Origin of the sequence: Pseudomonas sp. G5001 (assembly GCF_013385475.1) — a bacterium.
Taxonomy (GTDB): Bacteria; Pseudomonadota; Gammaproteobacteria; order Pseudomonadales; family Pseudomonadaceae; genus Aquipseudomonas.
In genome coordinates this window covers 26,403-49,289 of sequence record NZ_JACAPZ010000037.1, presented here as the reverse complement: position 1 = coordinate 49,289, position 22,887 = coordinate 26,403, and the positions used below count along the sequence as shown (strand labels likewise).

At 61.7% G+C, this 22,887-nt stretch carries 22 protein-coding genes; 4 read left to right on the top strand and 18 right to left on the bottom strand.

The window, feature by feature from the left end; genetic code table 11:
• Nucleotides 1–160: 160 nt before the first annotated feature.
• The 9 genes from HX805_RS27020 to HX805_RS26980 form a co-directional block, all read right to left on the bottom strand.
• The gene (locus HX805_RS27020; protein ID WP_008432141.1) at nucleotides 161–925 is read right to left on the bottom strand and encodes an ABC transporter ATP-binding protein; all 765 of its coding nucleotides are present in this window, start codon (nucleotides 923–925) and stop codon (nucleotides 161–163) included.
• 13 nt (nucleotides 926–938) lie between these two features.
• Nucleotides 939–2,057, bottom strand: a complete 1,119-nt coding sequence (locus HX805_RS27015; RefSeq protein WP_177117453.1) for a succinylglutamate desuccinylase/aspartoacylase family protein — start codon at nucleotides 2,055–2,057, stop codon at nucleotides 939–941.
• 9 nt (nucleotides 2,058–2,066) lie between these two features.
• Nucleotides 2,067–2,777, bottom strand: a complete 711-nt coding sequence (locus HX805_RS27010) for an ABC transporter permease (RefSeq protein ID WP_003209532.1) — start codon at nucleotides 2,775–2,777, stop codon at nucleotides 2,067–2,069.
• Nucleotides 2,774–3,502: an ABC transporter permease gene (locus tag HX805_RS27005; protein WP_134325837.1), complete on the bottom strand. Its 729-nt coding sequence runs from the start codon at nucleotides 3,500–3,502 to the stop codon at nucleotides 2,774–2,776. The genes HX805_RS27010 and HX805_RS27005 overlap by 4 nt, the downstream gene beginning before the upstream one ends.
• A 57-nt stretch (nucleotides 3,503–3,559) precedes the next feature.
• On the bottom strand, nucleotides 3,560–4,339 hold the full coding sequence (locus tag HX805_RS27000) for a transporter substrate-binding domain-containing protein (protein WP_134325838.1): 780 nt from the start codon (nucleotides 4,337–4,339) through the stop codon (nucleotides 3,560–3,562).
• A 329-nt stretch (nucleotides 4,340–4,668) separates the two neighbouring features.
• Entirely contained in the window at nucleotides 4,669–6,303 is a 1,635-nt protein-coding gene (locus tag HX805_RS26995; protein WP_177037041.1) for an ATP-dependent DNA ligase, read from the bottom strand.
• On the bottom strand, nucleotides 6,300–7,304 hold the full coding sequence (locus HX805_RS26990) for a ligase-associated DNA damage response exonuclease (RefSeq protein WP_003213671.1): 1,005 nt from the start codon (nucleotides 7,302–7,304) through the stop codon (nucleotides 6,300–6,302). The genes HX805_RS26995 and HX805_RS26990 overlap by 4 nt, the downstream gene beginning before the upstream one ends.
• Nucleotides 7,305–7,503: 199 nt before the next feature.
• Nucleotides 7,504–9,945, bottom strand: coding sequence for a penicillin acylase family protein (locus HX805_RS26985; protein WP_003213673.1), 2,442 nt, complete (start codon nucleotides 9,943–9,945; stop codon nucleotides 7,504–7,506).
• A gap of 233 nt (nucleotides 9,946–10,178) precedes the next feature.
• Nucleotides 10,179–10,823 (bottom strand): glutathione binding-like protein, encoded by a 645-nt coding sequence (locus tag HX805_RS26980; protein WP_003213676.1) that lies wholly within the window; start codon nucleotides 10,821–10,823, stop codon nucleotides 10,179–10,181.
• Between the two features lie 96 nt (nucleotides 10,824–10,919).
• Between HX805_RS26980 and HX805_RS26975 the strand changes: the two genes are divergently transcribed.
• Nucleotides 10,920–11,471 (top strand): cysteine hydrolase family protein, encoded by a 552-nt coding sequence (locus HX805_RS26975; protein WP_102368239.1) that lies wholly within the window; start codon nucleotides 10,920–10,922, stop codon nucleotides 11,469–11,471.
• A 158-nt stretch (nucleotides 11,472–11,629) separates the two neighbouring features.
• Here HX805_RS26975 and HX805_RS26970 read toward each other — a convergent pair whose 3' ends face one another.
• The 5 genes from HX805_RS26970 to HX805_RS26950 form a co-directional block, all read right to left on the bottom strand.
• Entirely contained in the window at nucleotides 11,630–12,418 is a 789-nt protein-coding gene (locus tag HX805_RS26970) for an ABC transporter ATP-binding protein (RefSeq protein WP_177081111.1), read from the bottom strand.
• The gene (locus HX805_RS26965) at nucleotides 12,415–13,473 is read right to left on the bottom strand and encodes an iron ABC transporter permease (protein ID WP_177050497.1); all 1,059 of its coding nucleotides are present in this window, start codon (nucleotides 13,471–13,473) and stop codon (nucleotides 12,415–12,417) included. Before HX805_RS26965 ends, HX805_RS26970 begins: the two co-directional genes overlap by 4 nt.
• 161 nt (nucleotides 13,474–13,634) lie before the next feature.
• Nucleotides 13,635–14,750: an ABC transporter substrate-binding protein gene (locus HX805_RS26960; RefSeq protein WP_177081109.1), complete on the bottom strand. Its 1,116-nt coding sequence runs from the start codon at nucleotides 14,748–14,750 to the stop codon at nucleotides 13,635–13,637.
• Between the two features lie 28 nt (nucleotides 14,751–14,778).
• Nucleotides 14,779–15,459: a Fe2+-dependent dioxygenase gene (locus tag HX805_RS26955; RefSeq protein WP_177081108.1), complete on the bottom strand. Its 681-nt coding sequence runs from the start codon at nucleotides 15,457–15,459 to the stop codon at nucleotides 14,779–14,781.
• 3 nt (nucleotides 15,460–15,462) lie between these two features.
• Nucleotides 15,463–17,844, bottom strand: a complete 2,382-nt coding sequence (locus tag HX805_RS26950) for a TonB-dependent siderophore receptor (RefSeq protein WP_177081107.1) — start codon at nucleotides 17,842–17,844, stop codon at nucleotides 15,463–15,465.
• A gap of 196 nt (nucleotides 17,845–18,040) precedes the next feature.
• Between HX805_RS26950 and HX805_RS26945 the strand changes: the two genes are divergently transcribed.
• A complete protein-coding gene (locus HX805_RS26945) occupies nucleotides 18,041–18,751 on the top strand; it encodes a response regulator (protein ID WP_003213692.1) in 711 nt (236 codons plus the stop codon).
• On the top strand, nucleotides 18,748–20,139 hold the full coding sequence (locus tag HX805_RS26940) for an ATP-binding protein (protein ID WP_003213693.1): 1,392 nt from the start codon (nucleotides 18,748–18,750) through the stop codon (nucleotides 20,137–20,139). Before HX805_RS26945 ends, HX805_RS26940 begins: the two co-directional genes overlap by 4 nt.
• Nucleotides 20,140–20,279: 140 nt before the next feature.
• On the opposite strand, the gene HX805_RS26935 is transcribed toward HX805_RS26940, so the two are convergent.
• The 4 genes from HX805_RS26935 to HX805_RS26920 all read right to left on the bottom strand — a co-directional run bounded on the left by HX805_RS26935 (nucleotide 20,280) and on the right by HX805_RS26920 (nucleotide 22,011).
• Nucleotides 20,280–20,480, bottom strand: coding sequence for an SEC-C metal-binding domain-containing protein (locus HX805_RS26935; protein WP_003213695.1), 201 nt, complete (start codon nucleotides 20,478–20,480; stop codon nucleotides 20,280–20,282).
• Nucleotides 20,477–20,977 carry an LEA type 2 family protein gene (locus HX805_RS26930; protein WP_003213697.1) on the bottom strand — a complete coding sequence of 167 codons (501 nt, stop codon included), beginning with the start codon at nucleotides 20,975–20,977 and terminating at the stop codon, nucleotides 20,477–20,479. Before HX805_RS26930 ends, HX805_RS26935 begins: the two co-directional genes overlap by 4 nt.
• A gap of 61 nt (nucleotides 20,978–21,038) precedes the next feature.
• Nucleotides 21,039–21,509 (bottom strand): YchJ family protein, encoded by a 471-nt coding sequence (locus tag HX805_RS26925; RefSeq protein WP_177009888.1) that lies wholly within the window; start codon nucleotides 21,507–21,509, stop codon nucleotides 21,039–21,041.
• Nucleotides 21,510–21,513: 4 nt separating this feature from the next.
• Entirely contained in the window at nucleotides 21,514–22,011 is a 498-nt protein-coding gene (locus HX805_RS26920; RefSeq protein WP_177081106.1) for a DUF6231 family protein, read from the bottom strand.
• Between the two features lie 180 nt (nucleotides 22,012–22,191).
• On the opposite strand from HX805_RS26920, the gene HX805_RS26915 reads away from it, so the two are divergent.
• Nucleotides 22,192–22,887: an OmpA family protein gene (locus tag HX805_RS26915; RefSeq protein WP_008432103.1), complete on the top strand. Its 696-nt coding sequence runs from the start codon at nucleotides 22,192–22,194 to the stop codon at nucleotides 22,885–22,887.

Genomic DNA, 22,887 nt, shown 5'->3' with positions numbered 1-22,887 from the left:
CCAAAGCCGGAGTGAGGGAACACCGAGCCTAGGCGAGGTGCCGAGTGGTGGGGCAAGAGCGTTTTGCTTACTTTTGCGCTGTTCAAAAGTGAGCCGCTGTAAGAGCGGAACCATAAGTGGCCGTTACCTAAATAACGGATATACACCCAACCCCTGCGGGCTACTTCAAATTCCCACTCAAAAACTGCTGCAACCGCTCGCTCTTCGGATTACCCAGCACATCCTCCGGCGCACCCTGTTCCTCCACCAACCCCTTGTGCAAAAACAGCACCTGGCTTGACACCTTGCGCGCAAAGCTCATCTCATGGGTCACCATGATCATCGTCCGGCCTTCCTCAGCCAAACCCTGGATCACCTTCAACACCTCACCCACCAACTCCGGGTCCAGCGCCGAAGTCGGCTCGTCAAACAGCATCACCTCCGGCTCCATCGCCAGCGCCCTGGCAATCGCCACCCGCTGTTGCTGGCCACCCGACAAAAACGCCGGATATTGACCGGCCACCCGCGCCGGCAACCCCACCTTGTCCAGATACCGGCGAGCGCGATCCTCGGCGTCCTTCTTGCTGCAACCCAGCACCCGGCGCGGCGCCATGGTGATGTTCTCCAGCACACTCATGTGGCTCCACAGGTTGAAATGCTGAAACACCATCGCCAACCGCGTACGCAGGCGCTGCAACTCAGCATCATCCGCCACGCGCATCCCATGGCGGTCACTGACCATGCGAATCTGCTGCCCATCCAGCGTCATGGCGCCGTCATTCGGCTGTTCAAGAAAATTGATACACCGCAAAAAGGTACTCTTGCCCGAGCCACTGGCGCCGATCAAGCTGATCACATCACCGGTCCTGGCCTTGAGCGAGACACCTTTGAGCACCTCATTGTCGCCATAGCTTTTATGCAGGCCTTCAACGGTCAATTTGTACATGGGGCGTGCATCCTCAAGGCGAAAGTAGGTAGCCGCTGCGATAGGCTTCAGTGCCGGCGACATGGGCAATGACCATCCCGGCAGTGGCCATGCGCCGCAGCGAACGAGCGTAAAGCAGCCCGGCATTGCGGCAATGCACTGGCGTTACGCGGTCGGAAATGGGGTCGATGATTTCGGCGATCAGTTGCCCGGCGTCCACGTATTCCCCAGGCAGCGCGCTGAATACCAGCAAACCGCCCACGGCTGTGGCCACCGGCTCGACGCCCGCCAGCGGTGTGGCGGGGTAGGGCAATTCCGGCAGCGGTGCCGGCTCGCCGCTGATTGCGCCGAAGTGAATCAGGTAATCGATGATCGCCTGGCAGTCGAGGCTGGCCAGGCCGTGGTTGACGTCGCCCTGGCCGCGCAATTCGACGGTTACCGAAAAGCTGCCCATCGGGATCGGGAAGTGCTCGCCAAACCGTTGTTGCAATTGCCACCACACCAGCGTGAAGCATTCATCGAATGACTGCCCGCCGGAGTCGGTGGCCAACAGGCTGGCTTCCGAACCGATATAGCGCGCCAGCGGCTCCACCCGGGGCCACGCTTCGGGGGTGGTGTACAGGTGCGCCACGGCTTCGAAGTCGCAGTGCAGGTCCAGCACCATGTCGGCATCACACGCCAGTCGTTGCAGCACCAGGCGTTGGGATTCGAGTTGTGTGACGGGCGTTTGCGCCGCCAGGGCCATGGTCAGCGCATCGCGGATCAGTTCGACGTTGTGCGCAGGATCATCTCCCAGCAGGCCTTCGACTTGATTGCCAACCTCGTCGGACAGGTCGACAAACAGGCGGTTGAAGTTCTGCCCGCTTTCCAGCTCGTAGCGGCCCAGGGGGATGTCCATCAACACCTGTTCCAGGCCGGTCGGGTTGGCGATCGGTACCAGCACGATCTCGCTGCGCAGGCGGCCGGCCGCAGCCAGCTCCGCCAGGCGCGCCTTCAAGTGCCAGGCCACCAGCATGCCCGGCAATTCGTCGGCGTGCAGTGACGACTGGATGTAGACCTTGCCTTCGGCCTGCTCCGGCCCGAAGTGGAAACTGTGGATTTGTCGCTCCGTGCCCGGCACCGGCGCCACAAGTGGATGAATCTGATGACGCATGAAGGCTCCTTAGTGGCTGGGGCCGAGAAAGGCCAGCCAGCGACGCTCCGCCAGACGAAACAGACCGACCAGGGCAAAGGTCACGGTCAGGTAGATCAGCGCAGCGATACCGAATGATTGAAAGGTCATGTAGGTGGCCGAGTTGGCGTCCCGGGCGACTTTCAGGATATCCGGGATGGTCGCGGTGAAGGCCACCGTCGTCGAGTGCAGCATCAGGATCACTTCATTACTGTAGTACGGCAGCGAGCGGCGCAGGGCCGACGGCATGATCACGTAGGCATACAGCTTCCAGCCGCTGAGGCCGTAGGCTTTCGCCGCTTCGACTTCGCCGTGGGCCATGCTGCGGATCGCCCCGGCAAAAATCTCCGTGGTGTAGGCGCAGGTGTTGAGGGCGAAGGCGAGAATCGTGCAGTTCATCGCATCACGAAAGAACGCGTCCAGCACCGGCTGCGCGCGAACCGCCGCGATGCTGTAGATCCCGGTGTAGCAAATCAGCAACTGGATATACAGCGGCGTGCCGCGAAACAGGTAGGTGTAGAACTGCACCGGCCAGCGTACCCAGCGATTGCGCGACACCCGCGCAATGGACAGCGGGATCGATACCAGGAAGCCGATGAAGATCGACGCGCTGAGCAGCCACATCGTCATGGCCAGCCCGGTGATGTGCTGGCCGTCGCTGTAAAGGAAGGGGCGCCAGTATTGCTGGATAAGTTCGATCATCGCACTGCCTCCCGGGAGCCTGCGGAGTAGCGCCGTTCGAGGCGGCGCAGGACGAAGTTGGACGCGCTGGTGATCAACAGGTAGATAAACGCGGCGATCACCAGGAAATAGAACAGCTGATAAGTACTCTTGCCGGCATCCTGAGCGGCCTTGACCAGGTCGGCCAGGCCGATGATCGACACCAGGGCGGTGGCCTTGAGCATCACGCACCAGTTGTTGTTAATGCCCGGCAGGGCGAAGCGCATCATCTGCGGGAAGGTCACGAAGCGAAACCGCTGGCCACGCGTGAGCCCGTAGGCCGTGGCGGCCTCCAACTGGCCACGGGGCACGGCGAGGATCGCGCCGCGAAAGGTCTCGGTGAAATACGCACCGTAGATAAAGCCCAGGGTGATGACCCCGGCGCTGAATGGGTCGATCTCGATGTAGTCCCATTCCATAAAGTCGGTAAAGCTGGTCAGCCAGATTTGCAGGCTGTAGAAAATCAGCAGCATCAGCACCAGGTCGGGCACGCCGCGAATCAGGGTGGTGTAGATCTGCGCGGGAATCCGCAGGAACGGCAGGCTGGACAGTTTGGCGGTAGCCCCGAGCAGGCCCAGCAACACGCTGACGGCCAGGGAGAACACTGACAACTTGACGGTCATCCAGGTGCCTTGCAGCAACAGCGGGCCGAAACCCTTCAAGCTGAAGGCACTGAGCCCCAGGGTTTGCAAAAGATCTTCGAACATAAATCAGGACCTATGGCGATAAAAAAGCGCCCCTCCAGAGGAAGGGCGCCCCAGGCATTATTTGCCGCTGTACAGGTTCAGATCGCCAAAGTGTTTCTTCTGGATGGTGGCGTAGGTGCCATCATCGTGTAACGCTTTGATACCTTTATCCAACAAGGCCTTGAGGTCTTTGTTACCTTTTTTGATACCGACCGCAGTTTTGGACGGCAGCAGTGGATCGTCGATGGCCTTGCTGACTTCGTAGTCAGCACCGGCTGGCGACTTCAAAAAGCCCAGTTCGGCTTGCAGCATGTCCTGCACGGAAGCGTCCAGGCGGCCGGAAGTCAGGTCGGCGTACACCTGGTCCTGGTTGGCGTAGGCCTTGGTGGTGACACCGGCCTTGTCCAGTACGGCCTTGGCGTAGGCTTCCTGGATGGTGCCTTGCTCGTAGCCCACGGTTTTACCCTTCAGGGACTCAGGCGTGGAGAAGTTTGCGCCCTTTTTGAACACCAGCGAGGTTGGGCCGGAGAACAGCTCGTTGGAGAAGTCGATCGCCTTTTCACGGGCTTCGGTCACGGTCATCGAGGAAATCACGCCGTCAAACTTGTTGGCGTTGAGGCCTGGAATCATGCCGTCGAAATCACTTTCGACCCACTTGCACTTGACCTTCAGCTCGGCACAGATGGCATTGCCCAGGTCGATATCGAAGCCCACCAGGCTGCCGTCAGCGGCTTTAGACTCAAATGGCGCGTAGGACGGATCGACACCAAAACGCAATTCCTTGTATTCCTTGGCCAGCGCGGAACCGGCGGCCATGCACAGAGCCAGTGCAGAAAGGGTCAGCAATGCTTTTTTCATTATGTAATCCCTGGAAACCAAGATAAGCGCTTGTGGCGCGGTTAGGACTGTTACTGAACGGTGTCAGACCGGACTCAAGTAGCAATTTCTGCACCATAGTTCCGAATGGTCGTTTTAAAAGGTGAGATTAAGGAGTTGTGCCAGTAGGAAATGCCCGAAAATGGGCATTGATCAATCTATGCATTATTTTGGGGCGTGTGAGGTTTTCAAATGTGGGAGCGGGCTTGCTCGCGAATGCGGTGGATCAGTCGGTACATGTATTGACTGACACACCGCATTCGCGAGCAAGCCCGCTCCCACATTGATCGGTGGCGTTCGTGAGAGACGTGTCAGGCCAGTAAATCCTGCAGGGTCGCCAGGTTGTCGGCTTCCTCGACGGCCTTGTCCTGGCGCCAGCGCAACATCCTCGGGAAACGCACCGCAATCCCGCTCTTGTGCCGCTTGGACAGGGCAATCCCTTCAAAACCCAGTTCAAACACCATGCTCGGCGTGACGCTGCTGACCGGGCCGAATTTCTCCACGGTGGTCTTGCGCACGATGGCGTCGACCTTGCGCATTTCCTCATCGGTCAGCCCCGAATACGCCTTGGCGAACGGCACCAACGTACGCTCAGTACCGGGCGGGCCGTCCCACACCGCAAAGGTGTAGTCGCTGTACAGGCTGGCGCGCCGGCCATGGCCGCGCTGGGCGTAGATCAACACCGCATCGACGCTGAACGGGTCGACTTTCCACTTCCACCACACGCCCATGTCCTTGGTCCGGCCCACGCCGTAGAGCCCGTCCCGGGCCTTGAGCATCATGCCTTCCACGCCCAGGCTGCGGGACGCCTCACGCTGCTCTGCCAAGTCTTGCCAGCTATCGCCGATCAGCAATGGCGACGTGCGCAACGTTGGCTGGTCGCAGTCGCTGACCACCAGCTCCAGTTGCGCCCGGCGTTCGGCCTGGGTGTGGTTGCGCCAGTCTTCGCCGTGGTGTTCCAGCAGGTCATAAGCCAGCACGGCGACCGGCGCGTCTTCGAGGATTTTCTTGCCCAGGGTCTTGCGGCCAATGCGCTGTTGCAGCAGGGCGAAGGGTTGCACCGAGTCCTTCCACACCACGATTTCGCCGTCGATCACCGTGCCATCGGGCAGGCTGTTTTCCAGGTCATGAAGCTCCGGAAAGCGCTCGGTGACCAGTTCTTCGCCCCGAGACCAGACCCACAAGCGGCCTTCGCGCTTGACCAGTTGTGCGCGGATACCGTCCCACTTCCATTCCACTTGCCAGTCAGCAGGGGAGCCGAGCAAGGCATCGAACTGTTCCACCGGCTGGGCCAGGCCATGGGCCAGGAAAAACGGATAAGGCTGCCCGCCACGCTGGGCGTGTTCGTCGGACGATTCGGCGGCAATCAGCTTCAAGTAGCCTTCGGCCGTCGGACGGTTCGACAGGTCGGTGTAGCCCACCAGCCGCTGGGCCACGCGTTTGCTGTCCAGCCCGGCCATGGCGGCCAGGGCGCGGGTGACCAGCAACTTCGACACACCGACCCGGAAGCTGCCGGTGATCAGCTTGATGCAGAGCATCAGGCTCGGCTGATCCAGCTGTGCCCACAACGCGGGCAGGCGTTCTGCCAGTTCTTCTGGCGGCAGGCCGCGCAAGGGCAGGAGTTTTTCTTCCAGCCACACGGCCAGACCATCGTCCGAGGTGTGGGGCGATTCCGGTAACAGCAGGGAAATGGTTTCCGCCAGGTCCCCTACCGACTGATAACTCTCTTCGAACAGCCACGGCTCAATGCTCGCGGCTTCGGTGGCCATGTCCCGCAGCAACCGCGTGGGTACCAGTTGTCGGGGCCGGCCGCCGGATAAAAAGTACACCGCCCACGCAGCATCTTCCGCGGGCGCCTGTAGGAAATAAGCCTGCAAGGCGGCGAGCTTGGCGTTGCTGGAGGTGGTGGCGTCGAGGTTGGCGTACAGCTCGGCGAAGGCTTTCATGACGTGGCCTCCTCTTCGTCATCGCCGTATTCGGTGGTGAATCCCTGGGCATCCAGGCCCTTTTCCCGCAGGTGCCTGACCAATACGCCCACAGAACCGTGGGTGACCATTACCCGCTCGGCACCGGTTTGCTCAATGGCCCATAACAGTCCGGGCCAATCGGCGTGGTCCGAGAGCACAAAGCCGCGATCCACGCCGCGCCGCCGCCGGGTGCCGCGCAGGCGCATCCAGCCGCTGGCGAAGGCGTCACTGTAGTCGCCGAAGCGGCGCATCCAGGTGCTGCCACCGGCGGAGGGCGGGGCGATGATCAGGGCCTGGCGCAACAAAGGGTCGGTCTTTTTGAAGTCGCCGGCGTAGAGGGTTTCAGGGATATAGATGCCAGCTTCGCGGTACACCCGGTTCAAGGGTTCGACCGCGCCATGGCTGAGGATCGGGCCGATGCTGGCGTCGATGCCGTGGAGAATCCGCTGGGCTTTGCCGAAGGAATAACAGAACAACACGCTGGCCTTGCCGGCGGCGATATTGGCCTGCCACCAGTCGTTGATCCCGGCAAAAATCTGCGCCTGGGGCTGCCAGCGGTAGATCGGCAGGCCGAAGGTCGATTCGGTGATAAACGTATGGCAGCGCACCGGTTCGAACGGCGCGCAGGTGCCGTCGGGCTCGACTTTATAGTCGCCGGAGGCGACCCAGACTTCACCCTGGTATTCCAGGCGCACCTGGGCGGAGCCGAGGACATGGCCGGCGGGGTGGAAACTCAAGGTGACGCCGTGGTGGCGCAGGCTTTCGCCGTAGGCCAGGGTTTGCAGGTTGATGTCCTGGCCGAGGCGCGAGCGCAGGATGCCTTCGCCGGGGGCGGCGGCCAGGTAGTGTTGGTTGCCGGTGCGGGCGTGGTCGCCGTGGGCGTGGGTGATGACCGAACGTTCCACCGGGCGCCAGGGGTCGATGTAGAAATCCCCGGCGGGGCAGTAGAGGCCTTCGGGCCGGGCGATAACAAGGTCCATGGGCGTGCCGTGGAGGTGGGCTTGTTAATTATGAGGCGGGGGCGGGTGGAGAAGTTCTATCGGAATGCATGCAATCAAATGTGGGAGCGGGCTTGCTCGCGAATGCGGTGTGTCAGTCAATAGCTCTGGTGACTGATCCGCCGCTTTCGCGAGCAAGCCCGCTCCCACATTTTGATCCGGTTGAGTCTGGGAAACCGGGTTACTTGCCCGGCACCAGCGTCAACCGCGTCTTCCCGTACACCCCGTCAAAGTTCTGTGGCTGCATCGGGAAGCTCAGGTATTGCGCCTTCAGCCACGGGTCGATGCCATTGGCATAGTTCGGGCTGGCCGGGTTGCCGGATTGGCCGATGCCGCTTTGGCCCATCATCGGTTCCGCCAGGCCGAAGTCGACAATCATCCGCAGCGCCGGCACCTGGGTCGTGTCGAAACTCTGGCCCCAGCTATACGGTGCGCTGTTCAGGGTGTTGTGATCGCCGCCCGCGGCCAGTGGGCCGCGAATGGCCTGGCCGCTGGTGTTCTTCCAGGTGTAGCTGTGCAGTTTGCCCCACTGCCAGGCCTTGTGATCGGCGCCCAGCGCGCTGTCGCCTGCGGTGATCGCGGCGGCCAGGCTGCGGGCGAGGATCGCCGGCTTGTCGGTTTTCTGCCCGGTGCGGGCGTCATTCCAGAACGGGCTGTCTTCGCGCCCCAGCAGGTGGTCGGCCACCGCCGAGTACGACAGGTTGGCGTTACCGATGAAGGCTTTCCAGGTGGCGCTGTTTTCCGGACCGAGTTCGTCGAGGAAAATCTGCTTGGCGCTTTCCTGCAGGAACAACTCATAAATCGCCGCGTCGGCGGAGGTGGATGCCAGCCGACCGTCGAAGGCCATCAGGCGGCCCAGTGCTTCCCGCGCCTTGGCCTGGTCTGCCACCGGCAATCCATCGATTGCCTGTTTCAGCGGCTGGGCCATGCCCGGCGCCTGGAACATGCTCTTGAGCTTGGCGGCAAACGTGGTGGTCTGGTCGTACTGCATGGCAATCATGCTGCGGCTGTCATGCTTGCCGCTGCCGGCCAGTTGCGCGATACGTTCGGCGCGTTCCGGCGCGGCCCACGAGTTGGACAGTTGCATGCCGTAGCCACGGGGAATGGTGCGCTGGTTGGCCGTGCCGATCCAACCCTGGGCCGGGTCCTGATCGTAGGGGTGCAGCATCGCGTCGGCGTAGCCATCCCAGTCGAAACGCCCGTCCCAGCCCGGCGATGGCACCAGGCCTTCGCCTTCACGGCGGTTGGGGAAGCGCCCGGTCACTTGCCAGCCAATGCTGCTGGCGTCGGCGAAGACCATGTTCAAGGCAATTGCGCGAATTTCCCGGGTGGCGTCAGACGCTTTACCGGCGGTTTGCGCACGGGACAGGTCGAAGAACGCGTCCAGGCTCTTGTCGTCCTTGAAATCGGCGGTTTGCAACGCCAGGCCGTAGCCGCTGGTCAGCGACTGGGCACTGTTGAGCAGCGGCCCGTGGCGGGTTTCGTACACCGCTTCGCGAATCGGCCGCTGGCCCTTGGCGAAGTAGGTTTCATTGCGCACGATGGCGGGCAGCCATTTGCCGTTGTTTTCGTAGTACAGCGCGTTGCCCTGGCGCTTGACCTTCTCCAGGAATACGTCCTGGGTGTCACCCGAGACCTGGCTCATGCTCCAGGCCACCTTGCCGTTGAAGCCGGAAAGCAGGGTTGGCAAACCGGCGATGGACACACCGGCGGCCTGGTATTTCGGCGAGCGGATCTGCACGTAGTTCCACAGCGACGGGGCCTGCATCGAGGTCGACAGGTCATTGGCCAGCAGGCTCTTGTTGCTGCGGCTGCGCTGCGGGCCGATCGCCCAGTTGCTGGAGCTGGACGTGCCCAGGGTGTTGAGGGTGCCGAGGTGCTCGCTGAGGCTGGTCAGCGCAGCGAGGCCCGGGATCTGGCCCAGGTTGATGCCCTTGAGCTTGTCGGACTCGGCCACTGGCAGCGGTTCATCCGGGTAGCTCGGGGTCAGCCAGGCGAGTTTGTCGGCACCGACTTTTTGCGCGAGCACCAATGACGACAGCTCTTCCTGCAAGTTGGTCGACTCGCTGAAATTCAGCAGGCAGAACAGCAGCGCCGAATCTTCCGGCTTCCAGTATTCAGGCTTGTAGCCAGTCTGGGCCAGGTCTGGCGGCAGCTTGTCGCGGTAGCGGAACAGGTAGGCGTTGACCCCGCGCGCATACACCTCAAAGAAGCGCTTGAGGCGCGGCGACGAGGCGTTATAAAGCTCGCCGGCGCTTTTGCGCAGGTTGACCGCCCGCATGAAACGGTCGACATCCAGCACATCCGGCCCGGACATTTCCGCCAGGCGGCCCTGGGCCAGCAGGCGCAGGGTGACCATCTGGGTGATGCGGTCGCTGGCGTGCACGTAGCCCAGGGTGAACAGCGCATCGTGGAAGGTGCTGCTTTCAATCAGCGGGATGCCCTGGCTGTTGCGGCGCACCGAAACGTTCTGCGCCAGGCCCTTGATCGGCTGTACGCCGGAAACCGGAGGCAGGGTGTCTTGGGTGCTCTGTAACTGGCAACCGGCCAGGCCCAAGGCACTGGCAATTGCCGCGGCAACGCCGAACCGGGGAAGAAAATGTGAGAGGGCTGGCGAGGCCATGGCAAAGCTCCTGCGGGGGGTAGCGTCAGTAAAGGCGCTACGTTAGTGAGCGCGGCGAAACGACGCAAGCGGGAGGCGATGCTTATTTCAGGATTTGCGTAAGGTTTCCAGTCGGGCACAAATCAGTGTGGGAGCGGGTTTGCTCGCGAATGCGGTGTATCAGCTAAAAGAGTTGTGGCTGATCCACCGCATTCGCGAGCAAGCCCGCTCCCACATTTTGATCCCGTTGACCTTCAGGATTTTGGCGGATTGACCTTCTGCACCAGCTCATAGGCACGCACCGTCGCCGGGCGTTGCTTGATGTGGTTGAACCAGCGTTCTACATGTGGGAAGTCTTCCAGCTTCTGGCTCTGCCACTTGTGGGAAACGATCCACGGGTAGATCGCCATGTCGGCAATGCTGTATTCCTCGCCGGCCACGAACGTGCGGTCGGCCAGGCGCCGGTCCAGCACGCCATACAGGCGGGCGGTCTCATCCACATAGCGTTTGATCGCGTAGGGAATCTTTTCCGGGGCGAACTGGCTGAAGTGGTGATTTTGGCCGGCCATCGGCCCCAGGCCACCCATTTGCCAGAACAGCCATTGCAGCGCTTCCTGACGACCACGCAGGTCCTGGGGAATGAACTTGCCGGTTTTTTCCGCGAGGTACAGCAGGATCGCACCGGATTCGAACAGGGAAATCGGCGCGCCGCCGTCGGTCGGGTTCTGATCGACGATGGCCGGGATGCGGTTATTGGGGGCGATCTTCAGGAAGTCGGGCTTGAACTGATCGCCCTGGCCGATGTTGATCGGGTGTACCTCGTAAGGCAGGCCGGCTTCTTCCAGGAACAACGATACTTTGTGACCGTTGGGGGTGGTCCAGTAATACAGGTCGATCATGAAGCTCTCCAAGGGTGGTGATGCTTGAGCGAATGCCTGTAGGTATAGGTGATGTTAGGGTGACGAAAATTCAATGAAACATTTGGGTCTATCGATATGGAAATTCGTGCGGGCGCAGCGTTGATTCTGATTGACCAGCAAAAAGGCATTCATCATCCCAGGCTGGGACGGCGCAATAATCCGCACGCCGAGGCGCGCATGCTGGCGTTGCTGGCGCATTGGCGGCGCGAAGGCTGGCCGGTGATTCATGTGCAGCATCTGTCCCATTCGCCGGAATCGGTGTTCTGGCCGCAGCAGTCGGGGGTGGAGTTTCAGGACGCGTTTATTCCGCAGGCGGGTGAGCAGTTGATCCAGAAACGGGTGCCGGACGCATTTTGTGGGACGGGGCTGGAAGCGAGGTTGCGTGAGGCCGGGCTTCGGCAAGTGGTGCTGGTGGGCGTGGCCACCCATAACTCGGTGGAGGCCACGGCCCGCAGTGCCGGCAACCTGGGGTTTGAGACGTGGGTTATCGAAGATGCCTGCTACACCTTCGACAAGGCGGACTTTTTCGGGCAGATGCATTCGGCGCAGGCGGTACATGCCATGTCGTTGGGCAACCTGCACGGCGAGTACGCCACAGTGATTTCCTCCAAACAGTTGCTGGAGTGACCGTTGTGGCGAGGGAGCTTGCTCCCGCTGGACCAGGCTGGAGCTCCAGTGCGAAGCGCTCCCGAGTGCCTCACCTCAGTCCGCCTGAAGACGCGCGTGCACAGATTTTGGGGCTGCTACGCAGCCCAACGGGAGCAAGCTCCCTCGCCACAGAGGATCTAAGCCACCGCGCCGTCCACCAACACCTGCAACGTTTGTTGTGAGCATCGCTCGATGCGTACCCGCACACCATAGACTTCGGCAAACAGCGCCGTATCCAGCACGTCATCCGCCGCGCCACTGGCGTACAGCCGGCCCTGGCGCAGCACCGCGATATGGTCGGCATAGCGCGCCGCGAGGTTGATGTCGTGCAGCACCACCACGGCGATCAGGTTGTGTTCCCGCACCAGGTCGCGCACGCAATCCATGACCTTCAACTGGTAGTTCAAGTCCAGCGCACTGGTGGGTTCATCCAGCAGCATCACCTGTGGCCGACGCGCAATCAGTTGCGCCAGGCTGACCAGTTGCCGCTGGCCGCCGGATAACGTGCTCAATAGCTGATCCGCCAGATGAGCGATGCCAATCCTTTGCAACGCATCAAAGGCCTCGCGCATGCACGCGTCGCTTGAAAGCGCAATGCCCTCGACGTTCGCCACCCGCAGCGCCGCGATCACGCTTTCCATCACACTCAGGCTCAAGCCCGGCGGAAGGTTTTGCGGCATATAGGTCACACGCCGGGCGCGTTCACCGACGGACATTTTCGTCAGGTCCAGGTCACCCAATCTGACAACGCCCTGCATCTTTTCCAGCCCCGCCACCGCCCTCAGCAACGTCGACTTGCCCGCACCGTTCGGCCCGATCAACGCGGTCAGGCTGCCGTGGGCCAAGGTTGGCAAACTCAGGTCATACACAATCTGGCGCCGGCCATAGCTGACCTGGGCGTTCTGAATCGACAGCCCGCTGCTCATAACTGCCTCCCGCGCTTGAACACCAGCAACACGAAAATCGGCACGCCCACCAGAGCGGTGACGATACCCACGGGTACGATCACCCCGGGCATGATCAGCTTGCTGGCGATGGATGACAGCGACAACAGTAACGCGCCGACAAGCGCGCTGGCCGGCAGCAGGAAGCGCTGGTCTTCACCCACCAGAATCCGCGCGATGTGCGGACCCACCAGGCCGATAAATCCGATGGTTCCCACAAACGCCACGGCGGTGGCCGACAGCAGGCTGATGCGCAACAACGAGAAAAACCGCAGGCGCTTCACATCGACACCGAAGCTTTGCGCGCGGTCTTCGCCCATGCGCAACAGGGTCAGGCGTGGCGCGGCCGCGAAGGAAAAGGGCATGACCACGGCGACCACCAACGCGAGGATGCCGAGCTTGTCCCAGTTGGCCCGGGTCACGCTGCCCAGGGTCCAGAACACCAGTTGTTGCAGCACATCTTCGGTGGCGACCAGTTGCAACAGGGCGACCACCGCGTTGCAACTGAACACCAGGGCAATCCCGAACAGCACCAGGCTTTCCACCCCGGCTCCGCGCAGGCGCGACATGGCCTGCAGCAAAAAGACCGAGGCGGCGGCAAACACAAAGGCTGAAATGGAAATCGCCGTATTGACCGACACCCACAGCGTCGTCACCGGAAACACAATCACCAGGGACGCGCCCAACGCCGCCGCCGAGGAAACCCCCAGGGTGAATGGACTGGCGAGCGGGTTGTTAAGGATCGCCTGCATCTCGGCGCCCGCCAGCGACAGCGCGCAACCGACCAACACCGCCATCAAGGCGTAGGGCAGGCGCACGTTCCAGATGATCACCTGGTCGGTGGCGCTCAGGTGGGCCGGGTGCAGCAAGCCATCGAGCAGGGCGCCAAGGCCCATGCCCGACGGGCCGCTGGCCAGGTCCACGAGGATCGCGCACATCAGCGCGCCACCCAGCAGGGCCAGCAGCCAGAAGCGGCGGGCCAGCAGGCGGCGATAGCCTTGGCTGGCGGTGGCGAGGTCGAGGGTTTGAGTGGTCATTGGATTCGCAGCCTTGAAAACGACGAAAATCCCTGCCGGTACACGGTCAGTGTGGGAGCTGGCTTGCCTGCGATGGCGATGGTGAATCCAACACCGCTATCGCAGGCAAGCCAGCTCCCACAGGAACCGTGTCCAGGCAGGGAATGGGTTGTGAGCCTTAGTTACTTGGGTTTGCCATCAATCCAGTAAGCACCCTGCAGCGGCATGCCGAGGAACTGTTGGTTCATCGCTCCCATGGTCGCCTTGGGATCCAGCTTGGCGAACAATTCCGGATGCACCCACTTGGCCAGCGCTTCAATCGCCAGCAGGTTGTACGGCGAGTTGTAGAAGTCATGCCACAGACCGTGGGAATTGCCCTCACGAATCGCCCGAAGGTTCACAAACTCAGGGCGGGCCAGCACGGCGTCAAACGCGGCACGCGCGTCTTCGTTGCTCACGCCAGCACCCAGAATCAACCCGGGCTTGTGATTGCCGGTGGCCACATACACATCCGGGTCAGCTTTCAGCGCGTACTCGACACTGATATCTCCCAGCGCCCCCGGCACCACGTCGGCGGCGATGTTGCGCCCGCCCACCAGCTTGATCACTTCACCCATGCCGCTCTTGCCAGTGGTGTGCCCCGGTGCCTGCCAGGCGCCGGCGAGCAATTCCAGGAACACGCTCGGGCGCGGCCCGGCCGGCAAGGTGGCGACGGCGTCGGTGATCACCTTGATGTGCTGGTCATAAAAGTCGAGGAACGCCTTGGCCTGGGTCTCCCGGCCCAGGGCCTGGCCCAGGGCGGTCATGCTGGCGTGGGTGCCTTGCACCGGGTTGATGCGGAAGTCGACGAACAACACTGCAATGCCCGCCTTGGCCAACACGTCCGCCACCGGGCTGTGTTCAGTCGGGCCATGGCCGGAAATGCTGAACACCGCCAGGTCCGGCTTCAGCGAAAGAATTTCCTCGGCGCTGACGCTTTGCTCCGACGCCTGGCCAATCAGCGGAATGTCTTTTACCGTCGGAAATTTCGCCACGTAGGCGTTATAGGTGTGGGCGTCCAACAGTTTCAAATCATTCTGCCAGCCGACAATCCGTTGGAATGGCGCGTCCTTGTCCAGCAAGGCAAAGGCCGAAATCAGCCGGCCTTCGCCGAGCACCACGCGCTGCACGTGGTCTGGCACCTCGACCTTGCGGCCCAGCACGTCGGTGACTTCATGGGCGGCGGCGGTTTCGGCGTGGCCGAGGATCAGCACGGCAAACAGTGCGCCCAGCTTGAGGAAGTTGCGGGGTTTCAGCATGGCGAGAACTCCAGGTGAAGGCGGCGCATCAGACATCGCTCCAGCGCCGCAAAAGGTTGTGATAGGCGCCGCTCAGTTGCAGCAACGCGTGGTCGTCGGCGTGTTGCGCGGTGAGGCGTTGAATCGCCACGTCCATGTCCAGCAGCAGTTGGCGCTGGCTGTCTTCGCGCACCAGGCTTTCGATCCAGAAGAAACTGGCGATGCGCTCGCCGCGGGTGACCGGGTTGATCTTGTGCAAACTGCTGCCGGGATAAATCAGCAGGTGCCCGGCGGGCAGCTTCACCGCGTGTTCGCCGAAGGTGTCGCGGATCACCAGTTCGCCGCCGCCGTAGCTGGCCGGATCAGCCAGGAACAAGGTGGCGGAGATGTCGGTGCGCACCCGTTCGCGCACGCCCTTGAGGCCGCGAATCGCATTGTCGATATGCCAGTCGAAGGCCTCGCCGCCGCTGTAGCGGTTGAACAGCGGCGGGTAGATTTTCTTCGGCAGGGCGGCGGACATGAACAGCGCGTTGTCCGACAGCCGCGACAGAATCTGCTCACCCAGGCGAATCGCTACCGGCGCATCTTCCGACAGCTGCCGGTTGTTTTTCGCCCTGGCCGAGCGTTGCCCGGCGGTGACCTTGCCGTCGACCCACGGTTGATCGAGCAGGGTGGCGACGGCCACCTCGACTTCTTCGGCACTCAACAGGGCCGGGATTTCGATCAGCACGGCTTAAAACTCATAGTCGACGCTGGCGGTGAGCGTGCGCCCGGCGCCCGGGATGCCGTAGAGCTGGAAGCCGTCCAGGGACGCGCCGATCTGGCTGTAGTAGAACTTGTTAAACACGTTGTTCAGGTTGAGGTTGACCGTGGTCTGCTTGCTCACCTTGTATTGCGCAGCCACGTTGTTGAGCCAGTAGCCGGGCGCCTTTTCGTGGTCGCGGGTGTAGATCGCGTACACGCCGGACGGGCCGGTGGCGTAGCTGCTGTTGTTGTTCAGGCCGCCGACGTATTTGTTGTCGCTGTAGCGGCGGCGTCCTACGTATTGCGCGCCGTAACTCAGGCTCAGGTCGTCGGTGACGGCGTAGGTGGTCCACAGGTTGGCGGTCAGGTCGGGAACGTTCTTGGCTTCCTCGCCTTTGTTGGCCCCTTTGGTCTGGGTGCTTTTCAGCGCGGAGAACCCGCTGTACACCGTCCAGCGCGGGCTGATATTGCCTTGCAGGCCCAGTTCCACACCGTCTACGCGCTTGGCGGGGAGGGCGCGTACCGGAGCGCTTTCGCCGTCCTGGTATTCCCAGGAGTTGTCCAGTTCGGTGCGGAAGATCGCGGCGGTGACGTTCAGCAGGTCGTGGGCAATGTCCCACTTGGTGCCGATCTCGTAGGTCTTCGACTTGGCCGGGGTGTAGTTGCTGGTGCTCGCGGCGCCGTAGATCTGGTTGTTGGTCGACGCGCCCAGGGCTGACGGTTGTGCCGCTTCGCTGTAGGACACGTAGATGCTGCCGTTAGGCAACGGCTTGTACACCGCGCCGATCCGGCCGCTCACGGCACCGTCGGTGCTGTCGATGGACGCTTGGCCACGCTGGGTGGTTTTGGCCTGCCAGTTGTCGTAGCGCAGGGAGCCGAGCACTTGCCACTGTTCATTCAGGGTGATGGTGTCACCCAGGTAGATGCCGGCGTTGTCGATCACTGAGCGTGGCTGGCCTTCACCCTTGGTCACTTCGGTGCTGGCGAAGCTGTGGTTCGGGTCGTTCATGTCGAAGAACAGGTCGCCGGCCGGCACTTCGGCGTTGCGTTTCAGGCCGCCGTAGGTCTCGTGATAGAACTCGAGCCCGCTGACCACCGCGTGTTCCAGCCCGCCGGTATTGAGCTTGAAGGCGAAGTCGGTCTGGTTGTCGAGGATGGTGTAGCGCGTCGACTGGCCGAAGTCGCTCCCTCGCAAAATACCGTAGGCGGTGTTACCGCTGTTGGCGTATCCCGGGTACGCATTTACCGTGCTGCCGGGCACTTGGCTGATCGGTCCTACGCCGGTGTAGCCCAAGGTCGCACAGCGCGTGCCGGTGCAGGTTTTCTGGCCATTGCCGTTGGCGGCGAAGAAGCGCGCGGGCGAGAGCACCGCGAAGTTGTCGGTGCGTTCCCACTTGGTCTGGTTCTTCAGGGTCGCTTCGTTCCAGTCGAAATCATGCTCGAAGCGGGTGGTCAGCGAAGTGGTTTTGGTCTGCTGGGTGTACAGGTGCGAGTCGCCATACCAGTTGGAGCGCTTGACTCCCGGCATGCGGTCGCCGTCGGTGCCGCGCTGGATCGGCACACCGCCGTCCGGCGTGTTGTCGTCCTTCTGGTAGAAGGTGTCGATAAACAGGCGGGTGTCGGTGCCCAGGCCGAAGCCGAGGGAGGTCGCGATGCCCCAGCGGTCGTAGTCCACGTCGTCACGCTCGGCCACCTGGTTGTAGTGCTTCATCAGGTTGATGCGCAGGGCGGTGGTGTCATTCAGTTGTTGGTTGAAATCGCCGGTGAGGCGGCGGTAGCTGTCGGTGCCGATGCCGGCCGAGAGTTTGTTGGCATCCCCCAGGTGCGCCTCTTTACTCACCAGGTTGACGCTGCCGCCTACCGCGGAAACGCCGGATTCGATCGAGCCGGTGCCCTTGAACACTTCTGCCTGTTGCAGGTTGAAGGTGTCGGTGCGGGTCGATTGGCCGGCATCGCGCACACCGTCGACGGTCAGGCTCTGCTCCGAAGAAAACCCGCGAATCGAAAACAGGTCGCCCCAGCCCAGGTTGCCTTCGCCGGACATGAAGGTGATGCCCGGCACGTTGCGCAACACTTCCTGCAAGGTCTGCGCGTTTTGCTCCTTGAGCACTTGCTGCGGGACGATGGTTACGCTTTGCGGGGCATCAAGCAGCGGCTGGCTGATTTTTGCCGAGGTCACCCGGTCGACTTTAAAGGCGGAAGTGGCTTCACCGTCGATCTTGATTTCCGGCAGGCTCAGCACTGAATCATTCGACGCCGCCACCGGCGCATCGGCCCAGGCGGTGGGAGAAACGCTGCCGGCGGCAAGCAGGCCGAACATCGGCGCAAGGGTAGATTGCAGCGACAGGGCGCGAGGGGTAGGCAATGGCATTCGGAGTGACCTAGGCTAAATTACAATTAATCTCATTTAGATTCGGTAGTCTAAAGACCGATACCGGCCGCCATGCCGTGGCTTTGTAATGTGGATGCGTGATTACCGCTTCCCACAACATTCCATTACATTTGCGCGTACTCCTGGCTGAAGTTTCGGCTATCTCCTGCCTTTTGAGTTTCGGACGAATTGCCCCATGGCCAAGCAAGACCACCTGCTGATCGTTGATGACGACCCGCAAATCCGCCAATTGCTGTGCGACTATCTGAGTGACGCCGGCTTCCAGGTGTCCACCGCCGGCGACGGCAAGGAAATGCGCCGCCGCCTGGCGCTGAATGTCATCGACCTGATCGTCCTCGACCTGATGTTGCCCGGCGAAGACGGCCTGAGTTTGTGCCGCGAATTGCGCGTCAGCTCCAACACGCCGGTGATCATGCTCACCGCCAAGGGCACGCTGATCGACCGGATCGTCGGCCTGGAAATCGGCGCCGACGATTACCTGCCCAAGCCGTTCGACCCGCGGGAGTTGCTGGTGCGGATCAAGGTGGTGCTGCGCCGGGTGCAGAGTTTTCCGGACCGGGCGCGGCTCGATGAAGCTCCGAGCATCAGCTTTGCCGGCTGGCAGCTGGACACCCGGGCCCGCCAATTGCTTTCGCCGGAAGGCGTGGTGGTCAGCCTCGGCAACTCCGATTACCGGGTGTTGCGTCTGTTGTTGCAGCATCCCAACCGGCCGCTGAGCCGCGACTTTTTGCTCAACCACGTGTTCGACAAAGACAGCACGCCGTTCGACCGCTCGATTGATGTGTGCGTCAGCCGACTGCGCTCGCAGTTGCCGGCCGGGTTGATCAAGACCGTGCGCAACGAGGGTTACATGCTCACCGCCGACGACGTGGCGCTGCAATCGTGAAACTGCTGCCGCGTTCGCTGTTCGGCCGGCTGGTGCTGATCCTGGTCAGCGGCATGCTCGCGGCCCAGGCCCTGACCAGCAGCATCTGGTACGACATGCGCCACGGCCAGGTGCTGGAAATCCCCAGCCGGCTGATCGCCACGCGGCTGGCGGACGTGGTGCGGCTGGTACACAGCGATCCGGCGCAGGCGGATGTGCTGATCAAGCTGCTCGATACGCCGCGCTTTCGCCTGACTCTGAGTGACCAGGCCAGTGATGTGACAAGCAGCATCAGCGACAGCGACCAGGCCACCGAGCGCTTGCTGAATAAAGTGCTCTCGGAGAAAACCGGCTACACCCAGAACCTGCATCTGTTGAGCCTCAAGTTGCTGGATGCCGAGGGCCAGCATGCCGGGCTGTCGACTCTGCTCAGCTCCAGGCCTGTGGTGGGGCAATTCCTGATTGACCTGCGTTTGCCGGACGGGCGCTGGCTGCAGGTGCAGGCCACCGAAGAACAAGGCTGGACCAGTACTTCGCCGATGGACTTGCTGTTCGATTACGTGATGCGCATTTATCTGCTGCGGGTATTGGTGCTGGTGATCATTGCCCTGGTGGCGGTGCGCCTGGCCATTCGCCCGCTCAACGCCCTGGCCAAGGCTGCCGAAGCCTTGGGCCGGGACATCCAGCGGCCACCGCTGGCCCTCGATGGGCCCACCGAAGTGCGCCGCGCCGCCCAGGCGTTCAACGCCATGCAGCAGCGGCTGATCGCCAACATCGCCGAGCGGACGCGCTTCCTGGCGGCGATTTCCCACGACCTGCGCTCGCCCATTACGCGCCTGCGGTTACGTACGGAAATGCTCGACGACAACCGCACCAAAGAACGTTTTCGCAGCGACCTGGAAGAAATGGAGCACATGGTTTCCAGCACCCTGGACTTCGTCAGCAGCGGCGAAATCAACGAGAAGCGCCAGAACATCGACATCAACGCCTTGCTGCAAAGCTTGCAGGCGGACCTGCAGGACGTGGGCGAGACGGTGACGATAGAAGGGCGGGCCAAACAGCCATTGCCGGGGTATGCCCGCAGTCTCAAGCGTTGCGTGCAGAACCTGCTGGAGAACGCGGTGCGTTATGGCTCCGAGGTGGTGGTGCGGGTAGAAGACAAGGCGGACAGTTTGAAGATTGTCATCAGCGACCGTGGGCCGGGAATTCCCCAGGAGCAACTGGAACAGGTGATGGAGCCGTTTTACCGGGTGGAAGGCTCACGCAATGTGGAAACTGGTGGTTACGGGCTGGGGTTGAGTATCGCGCATACGATCGCCAGTGCCCATGACGGGCGGTTGGGCTTGAGCAATCGGGAGGGTGGGGGATTGGAGGTGGTGTTGGAGTTTCAGCGCAAATCCTGGCCTTGAAATGCAGGCTAAATGTGGGAGCGGGCTTGCTCGCGAAAGCGGTGTATCAGTATCAGAGAGGTTGACTGACACTGCGCTTTCGCGAGCAAGCCCGCTCCCACATTTGGATGTGCAGTGTTTCGAGAATCGGGTTTCTTAACTCAAGCCCCGTGGCACTTCTTGAATTTCTTCTCGCTGCCGCACGGGCAAGGATCGTTACGACCCACGTCCTTCAACGTATTGCGCACCGGCTCCTGGTGAGCGTGGCCGCAGTTCGGGCCGTGGACATGGCCGTGGTCGTGATCATGATGATCGTGATCGTGGTTGCAGTCAGGACCATGGACATGGGGTTGCTGAGTCATCGATGTCGCTCCGGAATAAAATCGCCGGGGATTATCTCGCCATTGCGCAACACCTGCACGTCGTTCCCGATAAATAAACCGGTTTTCAACTCGCCTTCAAGACGATAGGGCACGGGATCGCGCGGATTTTTCAGCATGTCGACCACATCGCGGATCTGCGGCCACAGGTTGGTGCGCACCGATACCCGGAAAAAAGCGTGGCTGTGGGGTGGCACGGTCAGCCATTCGTTGGACTCGCCTTCGGTCAGCACCATCGTGCCGAGGCTGACCTTGTAAACCAGGCCGCGTACCGTCAGGTCGTTGTCGTCACGGTTATCCACGCGGAAATACAGCTTGAACTTCTGCTCCAGCAACTTGACCCGCACGGGGTCGACCTTGACCAGACGCACCTCGGGGGCGGGCGTATCGTCGGCGAACCACGACGCGCAGCCGGAGAGCCCCAGCATCAATGCCAGCAGAAGGCTGTAAGTCCTGAATACCCGCGCCTGAGAAACCATGCCGTTACTCCGTGTGAAGAGTCAGCATAGCAAGCGAGAGCCTGTCGGGTATCAATGAATGTCAGAGGTAGCCGGAACAGCACTTCTTGAATTTCTGCCCGCTGCCACACACGCAGGCGTCATTACGCCCGGCCTTCACGTCCACCGTCGGGTCGATAAAGTACCAGTGCTCATTGTTCTGTACGAAAGATGAGCGCTCGCGGTGGCTGTGTTCGCCGGTGCTGTCATGCCAGCGAGCGGTAAAGGTCACGAAGGCGTGTTCCGGCTGGCCGCCGAACACCTCGGAGCTTTCCACTGAAAGGCCCAGCCAGGTGCTTTGGGCGCTCCAGGCGCCGATGGCGGTGGTGTCCAGCCCGGCTTGCTGCGCAGGCAGGGTGGTTGCCACCAGGTAGTCCACCAGGCCCAGCACATAGGCGCTGTAGCGCGAACGCATCAACGCTTCGGCGCAGGGGGCCGGGTGGCCGGCGTGATAATGACCGCAGCAGGCATCCAGCAGGTTGCCGCTGCCGCAGGGGCAAATGGATGTACTCATCGGGTTACCACCAATACTTTCCAAAATTTTGCGGGTTGGCCCAGAAGCGGGCGTTCAGCCAATCCGGCACCTGTTTATAGTCAAGCAGATCATAGGTAAACAGCGTCAAAACCTGATCGTCGCGCTGGAAACGCTCGCTGGCTTGCAGGGCCAGGGAGAAGAAGTCGGTGTCTTTCCAGTGGCAGGCGGCCAGGTCCACCAGCACCGCAATGCGGCTGGCATTGAGGTTGCGAATGCCCCCCAGCAAGGTCAGGCCCGCAGGTTTTGACAGGTGTTCCAGGCAACCGACCGCCAGTGCCAGGTCAAAACGCTGGGCCGCGAGGTCGGTGGGCAAGGGGCCGGGCTCGGCGAAGGACACCACGGTATCCGGGTGTGCTTCCTTAAAGGCATCCAGCGCCGGGAACTGGCTGGCGCCCAATAACAGCAGGCGTTTGGGCGCGTGAAGATCAAGCAGCGCAGCGAGCGCTTGCTGGGGTGTACGGGAAGAAATACCGGCAGTCATCGAAGATCCTCACATCAGGACCGTAGAGACTAGCCTGCCTGAGCGTGCGGGCCTAGAGCGGGCGGCGAGAATAAACCGCTCGGCCCAATGAATACTGGGGTGTGACACGCTGGCGCAGATGAAAAGAGCCGTCTTTACTCCACTCGTCGGCCCCCGCCGATCCCCTCAGGAGAAAGTCAGATGAGCATCATGCGGACAGCTCTACCCTTGGTTCTGCTAACCGGAGTATTGACAGGTTGCGCAGGCTTGCAAAAAACCGACTGGCCCACCTGTGCCGCCGTCGGCGGTGTGACAGGTGCTGCCATTGGTGCGACCCAAAGCTCGTCCTATGCAGGCTACGGCGCACTGCTGATTGGCGGCATGGCTGGCGCCTATTGCTGGGTGCATGGCGACGGTGACGAGGACGGCGATGGCGTACCGGACAGCCGCGACAAGTGCCCTGGCACGCCAAAAGGCGTGCAAGTCGACGCCAATGGCTGCCCTCCGGTGCCTGTAGCGGTGGTTCAAGAGGAAGTGGTGGTGGTCAAGGAAGAAACCATCGTGATTCGTGACGTGCACTTCGAGTTCGACTCCGCGAAGCTCACGGCTGCCGACAAAACCAAGCTCGACGTGATTGCCACCCGCCTGAAAAAAGAGGCCCCGAGTGCGCAGCTGCGCGTCAGCGGGCATACCGACAGTGTCGGTAAAGATGCCTACAACCAGAAACTCTCTGAACGACGCGCTCATTCGGTGACCGACTACCTGGTCAGTTCCGGCATCCCGCGCAGCAGTTTTGTCTCCGTGACCGGCGCCGGCGAAAGCCACCCCGTAGCCGATAACAAAACCGCTGATGGACGCGCGCTGAACCGCCGCGTGGAAATCCAGATCAACCGCTGA